Raw genomic sequence first — 12,356 nt, 5'->3', positions numbered from 1 at the left:
CCGAGCCGCCGTTTGTGCCCGGCCTTCCCGTGTCTGGCGTCGCCGTCCAAGGGGGACGGGCGGCGGCGCCAGGCATCCCCGGCGTGCCCGCCGTCGACGTGCGCTACCTCGACGTGCTCCCGTTGCCCGACGGCGGATACCGGCTGTACTGCGAGGCCCCGCTGCCGGACGGCAGCCACGAGCTGCGTACCGAATTGATCGATCGGTGGACCGTCGCCGGCGTTGTGGATCTTGGTGCCGGGGCCGGCCGGTAGGATCGCACCGTGCTCGCGTTGCTGCCTCTGCTCGGGGTCTGGGTGTTGGCGATCATCAGCCCCGGCCCCGACTTCGTCGTCACGGTGCAGTACGCGTCAGCGCGCTCCCGGCGGCACGGCGTCGCCGTCGGGCTCGGGGTGAGCTGCGCGATCCTCGTCTGGGCGGTCGGCAGCCTGTTGGGGCTGGCGGTGCTCTTCGCTCGGGTCTCCTGGCTGTACGACGTGGTCCGGCTGGCGGGCGCGGCCTACCTGCTCTACCTCGGCGTGCGTACCCTCTGGTCGACCCGCGGCGCCGCGCCGGCGGCCGACCCCGGTCCGGCGCGGGCCGGCGGGCGCCCCGGCGGGCTGGTGCGCGCCTGGCGGGTGGGTTTCCTCACCAACATCGGCAACCCGAAGGCGGCCGTCTTCTTTGGGAGTCTCTTCAGCGCGCTGCTGCCCGTCGACGCCGGCGTGGGCCTACGCGCCGCGGCGGTCGCGCTGATGGTGGCCGTGGCGGTGGTCTGGTTCACCGTCGTGGCCACGGTCTTCGGCCTCGACCCGGTGGCCCGGGCGTACGCGCGGACGCGGCGCTGGATCGACCGGGTGATGGGCGCGGTGCTCGTGGCGCTGGCCGGCCGCCTCGCGTTCGAGCGCTGACGCCGGTTCGCGCAAGATCACCCTGGTGGGCCGGCCGGCGCGCCGGAAACCGTCGATCCCGTGCAGGCCGTCACCCGACCGGAGCGGCGTGAGCCGCGGCCGTCCGGACCTCGATAGTCTGGACCTCCGCCGCCGCAAAACATGATCAAAAAGGGGTGATCGCCGCCATGGGCGACTCGTTCGTGCACCTGCACGTCCACACCGAGTACTCCATGCTTGACGGCGCCGCCCGACTGAAGGACCTGTTCGCGGAGGCGAAGCGGCTCGGGATGCCGGCGGTCGCGATCACCGACCACGGCAACATGCACGGCGCGAACGACTTCTACAAGCAGGCGATGGCGCACGACATCACCCCGCTGCTCGGCGTCGAGGCGTACGTCGCGCCGGAGTCGCGCTTCCACAAGCAGCGGGTGAAGTGGGGCCGACCCGAGCAGAAGAGCGACGACGTCTCCGGTAACGGCGCGATCACCCACATGACCATGTGGGCCCGGAACAAGACCGGCCTGCACAACCTCTTCACGCTCAACTCGCGCGCCTCCATGGAGGGCCACTACGTGAAGTGGCCGCGGATGGACATGGAGCTGATCTCCGAGCACGCCGAGGGGATCATGGCGACCACCGGCTGCCCCTCGGGCGCGGTGCAGACCCGGCTGCGTCTCGGCCAGTTCGACGAGGCGCTCAAGACCGCCGCCGCGTACCAGGACATCTTCGGCAAGGAGCACTACTTCCTGGAGCTGATGGACCACGGCCTCGACATCGAGCGCCGGGTCCGGGAGGACCTCGTCGAGATCGGGCGGCGGCTGGGCATCCCGCCGGTGGTCACCAACGACTCGCACTACACCCACGAGGCGCAGGCCGAGGCGCACGACGTGCTGCTCTGCGTGCAGACCGGCAGCAACGTCTCCGACCCGAACCGCTTCCGCTTCGACGGCGCCGGCTACTTCGTGAAGTCGGCCGACCAGATGCGGGCGGTGGACAGCTCCGACATCTGGCTGGAGGGGTGCCGCAACACGCTGCTGGTGGCCGAGAAGGTCGACACCACCGGGATGTTCGAGTTCCGGAACCTGATGCCGCGCTTCCCCGTGCCGGAGGGGGAGACCGAGGAGTCGTGGTTCCGCAAGGAGACGTTCGCCGGGCTGGCGCGCCGCTTCCCGAACGGCGTGCCGGAGACGCACGTCAAGCAGGCGGAGTACGAGCTCGGCGTCATCATCCAGATGGGCTTCCCGTCGTACTTCCTCGTGGTGGCGGACTTCATCCAGTGGGCCAAGAGCCAGGGCATCGCGGTCGGCCCGGGACGTGGCTCCGCCGCCGGGTCGCTGGTCGCCTACGCGCTGGGGATCACCGACCTCGACCCGCTGCCGCACGGACTGATCTTCGAGCGGTTCCTCAACCCCGAGCGGGTGTCGATGCCCGATGTCGACATCGACTTCGACGAGCGCCGGCGCGGCGACGTGATCCGGTACGTCACGCAGAAGTGGGGCGAGGACAAGGTCGCCCAGATCGCCACGTTCGGGACGATCAAGGCGAAGGCCGCGATCAAGGACTCGGCGCGGGTGCTCGGCTACCCGTACGCGGTGGGGGACCGGATCACCAAGGCGATGCCGCCGGCGGTGATGGGCAAGGACATCCCGCTCTCCGGCATCTTCGACCCGTCGCACCCGCGCCACTCGGAGGCCACCGAGATCCGCGCCCTCTACGAGTCCGACCCGGACGTCAAGAAGGTCATCGACACCGCGCGGGGGATCGAGGGGCTGATCCGGCAGACCGGCGTGCACGCCGCCGGCGTCATCATGTCCGCCGAGCCGATCATCGACCACATCCCGCTGATGCGCCGCGACGCCGACGGGGCGATCATCACGCAGTTCGACTATCCGACCTGCGAGTCGCTCGGGCTGCTGAAGATGGACTTCCTCGGCCTGCGCAACCTGACGATCATCGACGACGCGGTCAAGAACATCGAGATCAACCACGGCAAGAAGGTTGATCTGCTGGCGCTGCCGCTGGACGACAAGCCCACGTACGAGCTGCTGTCCCGCGGTGACACGCTCGGCGTCTTCCAGCTCGACGGCGGCCCGATGCGCTCGCTGCTGCGGCTGATGAAGCCGGACAGCTTCGAGGACATCTCCGCCGTGCTGGCGCTCTACCGGCCGGGTCCGATGGGCGCCAACTCGCACACCAACTACGCGCTGCGCAAGAACGGCCAGCAGGAGATCATCCCGATCCACCCGGAGCTGGAGGAACCGCTCGCTGAGATCCTCGGTCCCACCTACGGCCTGATCGTCTACCAGGAGCAGGTGCAGCGCGCCGCCCAGAAGCTCGCCGGCTACAGCCTCGGCCAGGCCGACCTGCTGCGCCGGGCGATGGGTAAGAAGAAGAAGGAGGTCCTCGACAAGGAGTACATCCCGTTCCGCGACGGCATGCGGAACAACGGCTACTCCGACGAGGCCATCAAGAAGCTCTGGGACATCCTCGTCCCGTTCGCCGACTACGCCTTCAACAAGGCCCACACCGCGGGCTACGGTCTGGTCTCCTACTGGACCGGCTACCTGAAGGCCAACTACCCGGCCGAGTACATGGCGGCGCTGCTGACCAGCGTCGGCGACGACAAGGACAAGATGGCGATGTACCTGGCCGAGTGCCGGCGCATGGGCATCCAGGTCCTGCCGCCGGACGTCAACACCTCCGCCGGCCCGTTCACCCCGGTCGGCTCCGACATCCGGTTCGGCCTGGCCGCGATCCGCAACGTCGGCACCAACGTCGTCGAGGCGATCATGCGGTGCCGCAAGGAGAAGGGCGACTACGCCGACTTCTACGACTTCCTGTCCAAGGTGGACGCGGTGGTCTGCAACAAGAAGACCATCGAATCGCTGATCAAAGCCGGGGCGTTCGACTCGATGGGGCACGCCCGCAAGGGGCTGCTCGCGGTGCACGCGGAGGCCATCGACGCGTACGCGGACGTCAAGCGCAACGAGGCCGCCGGCCAGTACGACCTGTTCGGCGCCGGGTTCGGCGACGACAACGGCGGCGGCACCACGCTGGTGATGCCGCAGATCGGCACCGGCGAGTGGGACAAGCGCGACCGGCTGGCGTTCGAGCGCGAGATGCTGGGTCTCTACGTCTCCGACCACCCGCTCTTCGGCATCGAGCATGTGCTGTCGTCGGCGGCCGACACCACGATCGCCGCCCTCTCCGAGGAGGGCACCGTGCCCGACGGCGCGGTCGTCACGCTCGCCGGCATCCTCTCCGGGGTGCAGCGGCGCGTGACCAAGCAGGGCCGCGCCTGGGCGTCGGCGACCCTGGAGGACCTCGCCGGCGGTGTGGAGACGCTGTTCTTCCCGAACACGTACGAGCTGGTCGGGCAGTACATCGCGGAGGACGCGATCGTCATCGTCAAGGGTCGGGTCGACCGGCGCGACGACACGCCGCGGATCATGGCGATGGACATGTCGGTGCCGGAGATCACGGCACCCGGCACGACCAAGCCGGTGACGCTGACCGTGCCGATCACGCGGTGCACGCCGCCGCTGGTCGACAGCCTCAAGGAGGTGCTCACCCGGCACCCCGGCGACGCCGAGGTGCACGTACGGCTCCTCAACGGCAGCCGCGCCACGCTGCTGCGCCTCAACGCCGTACGGGTCGCGACCAGCACCGCGCTGATGGCCGACCTCAAGACCGTGCTCGGAGCCAGCAACGTCGGCTGACCCCCGTTAACCTCATGTCCAACCCCCACCGACCGATCATGACGTTGCGAACCTATGGGTGACGGCGTGTTCACGGCTGTCCGGCAGCGGCCGGTCCGGTGCCGGGTCGCCGCTGATGGAGGACGGGATGACGGCGAGGTCGGTGGAGGCGCGGCGGCTGCAGGCCGTCGTGGACATCGCCCGCACCATGACGGGTGTGGCGCCGGACCAGCGGCAGGTGTCGGAGGCCGCGGCCCGCGCGGTGACCGAGCTCCTCGGTGACGGCTGCAGCGTCTGGCTGACGGTGCCGGGGGAGCGGACCGGGCTTGCCCGGGCCGGCGCGGCGCACCGCGACCCGCGGGCCGAGCGGCTGCTGCGGCACGGCGGCGACCTGATCGAGGACTCCTGGGGCGCCGACCTGCTCTACGCGGTGCTGGAGGCGGGAATCGACGCGATCCTGGGGCCGGCGGAGGTGGCCGCGCACCTCGACGGTCCGGAACTCGGGGCCGCGCCGTGGAACGCGGTCGACGGCCTCGGCGCCGTGGCGGTCGTCCCGCTCGGCGGTGACGGCTCGGTACGCGGGGTGCTGGTCGCGACGCGCGAGGCGGGGAAACCGACGTACGCCGACGGCGACGTGGCGTTCCTGCACGCGGTCGCCGACACCGCCGCCGCCACGCTGGTGGCGATCGATCGGCTGGCATTCTCCACCGCCGCGGTCGACGACATGCGCCGGCAGGCGGAGCTGGTGGACCAGGTTTCGGACGTGATCATCGCGTGGGACGCCGAGGACCGGGTGGTCAACTGGAACAGCGCCGCGGAACGCGTCTACCTCTACTCGGCGGCCGAGGCGCTCGGCTGCGACGCGCAGGCGCTGCTCGCCACCCAGTTCATCTCAACGGCGACGGGGGAGGCGGTCAGCCGCGCCGACCTGCTCGCGGAGCTCGGCCGGACCGGGGTGTGGAACGGCGAGCTGCGGCAGCGGCGCGCGGACGGCGACGAGGTCCAGCTGCTCTGCTCGATGACCGCGATGACCGACCAGTTCGGTCACGTCTCGGGCGCGATCGCGATCAACCGGGACGTCACGGAGCATCGGCGCGAGGAGAAGCTGGCGTTGCACGATGCGCTCACCGGCCTGCCCAACCGGCGCTTCCTCCTGGATCACCTGGCCCAGGTGCTCAACCGCTGCGCGGCGGGGGCCGGGCTGGTCGCGGTCCTCTTCCTCGATCTCGACGGCTTCAAGCGGATCAACGACGATCTCGGGCACGAGGCCGGCGACGAGGTGCTGCGGGTGACCGCCGAGCGGCTCTGGTCGTCGGTGCGCCGGCACGACGTCGCCGCCCGGCTCGGTGGCGACGAGTTCGTGGTGGTCGCCGAGCAGGTGCGGGATCGCTGGAACGCCGAGGAGCTGGGTCGGCGATTGATCGCCGCGATCGGCGAACCCGTCGTGGTCGCCGGTCGCACCGTGCGGGTCACCCCGAGCATCGGCGTCACGCTGGTCGACGCGGCGTCGGCCCCGCTGCGCGGCCCGGACGAGGTGATCCGGTCCGCCGACGCCGCCATGTACACCGCCAAGCGCGGCCGCTCCGGCGTCTCCTTCGCCGCCTGACCCTCTTTACCCGCCGATCTTGTAGTTGTGGCCCCGTCATATGCCCTTAAAAAGGGGCATAAGCGGGGCCACAACTGCAAGATCGCGAGGATCAGGGGGTGGGTGTGGGGTCGGTGGGGGTGGGGGTGGGCTGGGTTTGGGCTTGTAGTTCGGCGAAGAGGCGCGGGCGTCGACGGTAGCTCTCGGTGATGATGCGCAGCGCGGCGAGCATGATGGCCGCGATCGGCACGGCGATCAGAAAGCGCGTCAGCGCGCTCTGCACGTCCAGGGTCTGGGTGACGAACGCGCGCCACAGGGCCGGACCGGCCATCAGCGTGGCCAGTCCGAGCGCGGCGGGCCTAATGAGTGACATAGCTAACCTCCAACCGGTTCGTGAGCTGTCCCGCGGCGGCGCGCAGGCGTTCGCACAGCAGCGTCGCCCACGCCATAGCCGTGGCAGGGCGGCGCTCCAGCAGCGCCACCGGCACGTTCAGCCCGAGCACCGCGGCCGGGTCCGAGCAGGCGGCCGTGGCGTAGACCGCGGTGGCGTCCACCCGGCCCATGAGCTGCAGGTGCCGCGCCGTATCCGCGAGTTTGCGGGTGGCGTCGACGGCCGCCCAGACCGCGGTCGCGCCGAGCGCGTCGGAGATCGAGCGCACCCAGCCGTCGTCCGAGCTGGTGATCGGGGCGTCGACGACGACGACGTGCGGCACCTCGGCGCGGTGCATGGTCCGGGCACGTCGGTGCGCCTCCGCCGGCCCGGAGATCCGGCGCGATGCGTGCAGACCGGTTCCGCCGGTGGTGGGGGCGACGAGCAGGAGCTTCGCGGGGTCGAGATGCAGCCCCTGGGCGACCTCGCGGGCGATCGGCAAGGCGTGCGCGAGCTCGCCGGCGATCACCAGCACGTCCCCGGCGCGCTTCGGGGCGCGCGGCGGCGCCGGCAGCGCGGCGAGCGCGTCGAGGATCTCCTGGTACGGATCGCCGCCGGTCACGCGTGCGGCGAGCGGCTCGGGCACCCCGAGGTCCACCAGCCGGGCGACGGCCGGAGGGCGCGTGGCCACCGCGGACGAGGCGACCACGGCGGGCGTGGTCACGGCGGATGAGGTGACCACGGCGGGCGTGGTCACGGCGGACGAGGTGACCACGGCGGGCGTCGCCGGGGCGGGCGCGGCCACCGGGGGCGTCGCTACGGCCGGCGCGGCCTGCGGCCGCAGTGCCAGGGAAGCGGCCGTGGTGAGGTTGGCGGAGTTCAGGTCGGCCATCACGTCGGCGAACGCCGGACCGGCCGTGGAGACCAGCGAGGCGCGCGGCACGGGCGGGGTGGACGGGACCGGCCGCGTCAGCGGGATGCCCGCCGTCGCCGGGGTCGCCGCCGGCGGGGCCGGCGTGTCGGCCGCCGGCCTGACCGCCGCGGTTCGGGTGGCGGTGACCGTGGGCGGGACGAACGGGGTGAACCCGCTCGCGCCGGCGCTCGACGGAGCGCCCGGCGTGCGGACGGGTGCCTTCGCCGGCCCCGACGTTCCGGCGGGCGACGTGGCGAGGCCGGGAACGGGCGTGGACTGGCTGGGCGTGATCGTGGACGGCGTCACGGCCGGCTGCTGTTCCTCCTTCGCCTCGGCCAGGTTGAGCAGGTCATCGAGCGACCGCGGAGCGATCGGCCCCGCGCCGGCGGCGTCGGCCGGCGTCGCCGGGGCGGGGGTGGCCACCCCGTCCGGCACCTCGACCGACAGCTCGAAGTGCTCCCGGGCGAAGAAGCCCCCGACGCCACCGACCCGGACCTTCTCGGCGTTGACGATCCGTGCCCCGGCGCCGTACTCCTCGCGGACCTGTGCCAGCAGCGGCTCGATCTCCGGACCCTCAAGCAGCACCCGCGTAGGCACCGTTCACCACTCCCATCGTCTCGATGTGCGACACAGAACCGGAGATCTCCGAGTAGGACAGGACCGGCACCCGCCGGGCCCCGGCGTGCAGCAGACGGCTCAGCGGCGCGCGTAGCTGCGGTGAGCAGGCCACCACCGGGGTGGTGCCGGCCTGTTCGGCCGCCTCGGCGAGGCGGCCGATCTGGCTGACGATCGTCTCGGCGCGGGCGCCGTCGATCGCGAGGAACGCCCCGGTTTCCGCCGGGCGCAGCGCCTCCAACAGCGACTGTTCGAGCTGGGGATCGAGCGTGATCACGGGGAGCGCGCCGCCGATGGCGCGCTGCGCCGCGATCGCCGGGCCGAGGGCGGTCCGGGCGGCCTCGACGAGGCCGTCGGCGTCCGTCGACACCTTGGCGCGCAGCGAGAGCGCCTCGAAGATGCGGACCAGGTCGCGGATCGGCACGCCCTCGTCGAGCAGGGACTGCAGCACCTTCTGGATCTGACCGAGGCTCAGCAGCGCCGGCGTGAGCTCCTCGACGACGACCGGGTGGGTCCGCTTGGTCATCTCCGTCAGCGCCCGTACGTCCTCGCGGCCCAGCAGCCGGCTCGCGTTGCTCCGGACCACCTCGGCCAGGTGCGTGATGATCACGGAGGCGCGGTCCACGACCGTCGCGCCGGTCAACTCGGCCTGGTACTGCAGCTCGGTGGGAACCCATTTGCCGGTGAGTCCGAAGACCGGCTCGGTGCCGGCCCGGCCGGGCAGCGCCTGCAGCCCTTCGCCGATCGCGAGCACCGTGCCCGGCGGTGCCTGACCCCGTCCGACCTCGACCCCGCTGATTCGGATGACGTACGTGGACAGCGGCAGGTCGAGATCGTCGTGGGTGCGCACCGGGGGCATCACCATGCCCAGTTCGAGCGCCATCTTGCGGCGCAGCGCCCGTACCCGGTCGAGCAGGTCCCCGGTCGTGGGGTCGACCAGGTCGACCAGGTCGGGGGAGAGCGCCAACTCGAGCGGGTCGACGCGCATCTCGCCGATCAGCGACTCGGTCGAGTCCGGGGCGGGCCCGGCCACGGTCTCGGTCGGCTCGTCGGCGGTGGCCTCGCGGTTCGGCAGCCGCTGGGCGATCAGCAGCACGGCGCCGCCCACCAGCAGGAACGGCAGCTTGGGCAGGCCGGGGATGACGCAGAGCGCCACGGCCGCGCCGCCGCCGATCTGCAGCGCGCGCTTGTGCTGGCCGAGCTGCTGGCTGACGTTGCTGCCCATGTCGCCGTCGGTGGCGGACCGGGTGACGATCAGACCGGTCGCGACCGACAGCAGCAGCGCGGGGATCTGCGAGACGAGGCCGTCACCGACGCTGAGCAGGCTGTACGTCTGGATGGCCTCGCCGGCCGACATGCCGCGCTGCATCATGCCGATGATGAAGCCGCCGATCAGGTTGACCAGCGTGATGATGATGGCGGCGATCGCGTCGCCCTTGACGAACTTCGAGGCGCCGTCCATCGCGCCGTAGAAGTCGGCCTCGGCCGCGACCTCGGCGCGCCGGCGGCGCGCCTCCGCCTCGTCGATCAGGCCCGCGTTGAGGTCCGCGTCGATCGCCATCTGCTTGCCGGGCATGGCGTCGAGGGTGAACCGCGCGCCCACCTCGGCGACCCGCTCGGAGCCCTTGGTGACCACGACGATCTGCACGATGATCAGGATCAGGAAGATCACCATGCCGACGACGAGCGAGCCGCCGACGACGAAGTGCCCGAACGCCTCGATGACGTTGCCGGCGAAGCCGTCCAGCAGGACGAGCCGGGTGGCGCTGATGTTGAGGGCCAGCCGGAAGAGGGTGGCGACCAGCAGCAGCGCCGGGAGAATCGAGAAGTCGAGTGGGCGCTGCACGAACATGCTCACGAGCAGGATCAGCAGCGCGCCGGTGATGTTCAACGCGATCAGAAGGTCGAGCAGCAGGGTCGGCAACGGCACGACCATCATTACGATGATCATGATTACGCCGACCGGCACCACGAGCTGGCTCAGTCGCCTCGGGTTCACGGCACCTTCCACAGGTGGGAGTTATGCCGGGCCTGTCCATGCCCTCTGCGCTGCCGTCCTGGCGCCCCACCTATCGGACGGCGCGACGGCGAGGTGAGAACTTTTACGACACGGCGGGGGACTCGGCGAATGGCCGGTGCAGGCCGGCCGCGGAACCCCGCGCCTTGAGCCCCATCACGAACGCCAGCACCTTCGCGACCGCGCCGTACAGCTCCGGCGGGACCTCGTCGCCCAGCTCGCAGCTCGCGTGCAGCGCCCGGGCCAGCGGCACGTCCTGCACGAGCGGGATCCGCTGGCCGGCCGCGACCTCGCGGATCTTCGCCGCGACGGCGCCGGCGCCCTTCGCGATCACCCGCGGCGCGCCCTTGGCCGGGTCGTAGCGCAGCGCCACGGCGACGTGGGTGGGGTTGACCACCACGACGTCGGCCTTGGGTAGCTCCGCCATCATCCGGTTGCGGCCCATCGCCAACTGCCGCGCCCGGATCTGCCCCTTGATGAACGGGTCGCCCTCGGACCGCTTGTGCTCGTCCTTGACCTCCTGTTTCGACATCTTGATCTGCTTGTCGGTCCGGCGCCGGACCACGATGTAGTCGACGGCCGCCATGACCAGGCCGGCGACCGCGGCGGTGCGGATCAGCGTGAGCACGGTGCCACCGACGATCCCCATCAGCGTGCTGAGCGGCAGCTGGCCGGCGGTCATGAGCAGCGGGAGCAGGTCCTTGATGGTCCAGTAGAGAACGCCGGCCAGGACGCCGGTCTTGATCGTCGCCTTCGTCGCCTCCCACCAGGCCTGCGGGCCGAGGGTCCGCTTGAACCCCTGCAGCGGGTTGAGCCGGGAGAACTTCGGGATGAACAGTTTGGTGGCGACGTGGATGCCGCCCTGGACGCCCGCCGCGGCGATGCCGATGACCAGCATCGCCCCGGCGAGCGGGGCGACCGCGAGCGCGGCGCCGATCAGGCCGGTCCGGAGCACGGCCATCGCGGCGGCCGGGTCCGGGTTCTCGATCACCGAGGGGACGCGTTCCATCAGCGTCCGCATCGTGCCGGTCGCCATCCGCAGCGTGATCGGCAGCAGGACGGTCGCTGCCAGCATCCCGGCCCACGCCCCCACGTCGGCGGAACGGGCGACCTGCCCTTCCTTCCGGGCCTGCTTCCGCTTCTGCGGGGTGGGCTTCTCGGTCTTCTCCCCGCTCATGCGCTGCTCATCCGCCCGACAGCCCGACGACGGCCTGGACGGCCTTGCGGATCAGGTTGTCCAGCGCGTTCGGCAGCACGGCGATCGCCGTGCCGGCCAGCGCCACGGTCAGGAAGATCTTCAAGGGGAAGCCGAGCGCGAACGCGTTCAGCGCGGGCGCCACCCGGTTGAGCAGGCCCAACGCGATGTCGGTGATGAAGAGTACGGCGATCAGCGGGCCGGCGATCTGCAGGCCCGCCATGAACATGTCGCCCATGCCCTCGGTCAGCAGCCGGCTCAGGTTGGCCAGTGACAGCGTTCCGTCCAGCGGCAGCGTCCGGTAGGACTGCAGGAATCCGCGGAGCACCATCTGGTGTCCGTCGCTGGCGAAGAGCAGGGTGACCGCGACCAGGTTGTAGAAGCGCCCGAAGACGGAGCTGCTCGCGTTGGACATCGGGTCGAACGCGAACGCCACCGAGAAGCCGCCGAACAGGTCGATCAGGTCGCCGGCGAGCTGGATCGCGGCGAAGAAGAGGGCGGTGAGAAAGCCCAGCGCCACGCCGACCACGACCTGTTCGGCCGTGCTGACCAGCAGCGCCGGCGCCGTCGCGGCGGGCGCCTGGTCGACCAGGTCGGGGGTGACCGGCAGCGCCAGCGCCAGCGCGAGCAGCGGCTTGACCTGCGCCGGGATCACCCGCCCCTGGAACGGCGGGCAGACGACCAGCCAGGCCGAGGCGCGTACGGTGGCGAGCAGCAGGGCCAGCAGGCTGGCGGTCGGGACCTGCCAGGTCATGGCTTACGCGGTGCCCAGCAGGCGGGGAATCTGGTCGAACAGGCCGGTGGTGAACGAGACCAGCTCGTGCAGCATCCAGTTGCCGCTGACCAGCAGGGCGATCGCGATCCCGACCGCCTTCGGCACGAAGGAGAGCGTGGCCTCCTGGATCTGCGTCACGGACTGGAACAGCGAGATCGCGAAACCCACGAGCAGCGCGGTCAGCAGGACCGGCGCGCCGAGCTTGGCTGTCATGGTCATCGCCTGCAGGCCGATGTGGAGGACCTGGGTGTCGGTCATCGGGGAACCTTTTCGTGGTTAATTGCCGGAGGTTCGTGGTTAATGGCTTGGATATTCG

At 71.0% G+C, this 12,356-nt stretch carries 10 protein-coding genes; 4 read left to right on the top strand and 6 right to left on the bottom strand.

Features of this window, described 5'->3' with window-relative positions:
* The first annotated feature begins 83 nt into the window (after positions 1–83).
* From BLW47_RS25090 to BLW47_RS12365, 4 genes are all read left to right on the top strand, one after another.
* Entirely contained in the window at positions 84–254 is a 171-nt protein-coding gene (locus tag BLW47_RS25090) for a hypothetical protein (protein ID WP_175543570.1), read from the top strand.
* Positions 255–263: 9 nt separating this feature from the next.
* A complete protein-coding gene (locus BLW47_RS12375; protein WP_091555647.1) occupies positions 264–890 on the top strand; it encodes a LysE family translocator in 627 nt (208 codons plus the stop codon).
* Between the two features lie 167 nt (positions 891–1,057).
* Positions 1,058–4,591 carry a DNA polymerase III subunit alpha gene (dnaE, locus tag BLW47_RS12370; protein WP_091555860.1) on the top strand — a complete coding sequence of 1,178 codons (3,534 nt, stop codon included), beginning with the start codon at positions 1,058–1,060 and terminating at the stop codon, positions 4,589–4,591.
* A gap of 127 nt (positions 4,592–4,718) precedes the next feature.
* The gene (locus BLW47_RS12365) at positions 4,719–6,176 is read left to right on the top strand and encodes a GGDEF domain-containing protein (RefSeq protein WP_175543597.1); all 1,458 of its coding nucleotides are present in this window, start codon (positions 4,719–4,721) and stop codon (positions 6,174–6,176) included.
* Positions 6,177–6,267: 91 nt separating this feature from the next.
* On the opposite strand, the gene BLW47_RS12360 is transcribed toward BLW47_RS12365, so the two are convergent.
* From BLW47_RS12360 to fliQ, 6 genes are all read right to left on the bottom strand, one after another.
* The gene (locus tag BLW47_RS12360; RefSeq protein ID WP_175543596.1) at positions 6,268–6,528 is read right to left on the bottom strand and encodes a hypothetical protein; all 261 of its coding nucleotides are present in this window, start codon (positions 6,526–6,528) and stop codon (positions 6,268–6,270) included.
* On the bottom strand, positions 6,515–8,023 hold the full coding sequence (locus BLW47_RS12355; RefSeq protein WP_091555642.1) for a hypothetical protein: 1,509 nt from the start codon (positions 8,021–8,023) through the stop codon (positions 6,515–6,517). Before BLW47_RS12355 ends, BLW47_RS12360 begins: the two co-directional genes overlap by 14 nt.
* Positions 8,013–10,052, bottom strand: a complete 2,040-nt coding sequence (gene flhA / locus BLW47_RS12350; RefSeq protein WP_091555640.1) for a flagellar biosynthesis protein FlhA — start codon at positions 10,050–10,052, stop codon at positions 8,013–8,015. The genes BLW47_RS12355 and flhA overlap by 11 nt, the downstream gene beginning before the upstream one ends.
* A 103-nt stretch (positions 10,053–10,155) precedes the next feature.
* Positions 10,156–11,247 carry an EscU/YscU/HrcU family type III secretion system export apparatus switch protein gene (locus tag BLW47_RS12345; RefSeq protein ID WP_091555638.1) on the bottom strand — a complete coding sequence of 364 codons (1,092 nt, stop codon included), beginning with the start codon at positions 11,245–11,247 and terminating at the stop codon, positions 10,156–10,158.
* A gap of 7 nt (positions 11,248–11,254) precedes the next feature.
* A complete protein-coding gene (fliR, locus tag BLW47_RS12340) occupies positions 11,255–12,019 on the bottom strand; it encodes a flagellar biosynthetic protein FliR (RefSeq protein WP_091555637.1) in 765 nt (254 codons plus the stop codon).
* 3 nt (positions 12,020–12,022) lie between these two features.
* Positions 12,023–12,298, bottom strand: a complete 276-nt coding sequence (gene fliQ, locus BLW47_RS12335) for a flagellar biosynthesis protein FliQ (protein WP_091555634.1) — start codon at positions 12,296–12,298, stop codon at positions 12,023–12,025.
* Between the last annotated feature and the right edge of the window lie 58 nt (positions 12,299–12,356).

Origin of the sequence: Micromonospora pattaloongensis, from assembly GCF_900107255.1 — a bacterium.
Classification (GTDB): domain Bacteria; phylum Actinomycetota; class Actinomycetes; order Mycobacteriales; family Micromonosporaceae; genus Micromonospora_I; species Micromonospora_I pattaloongensis.
This window is presented reverse-complemented; position numbering and strand designations above follow the sequence as displayed.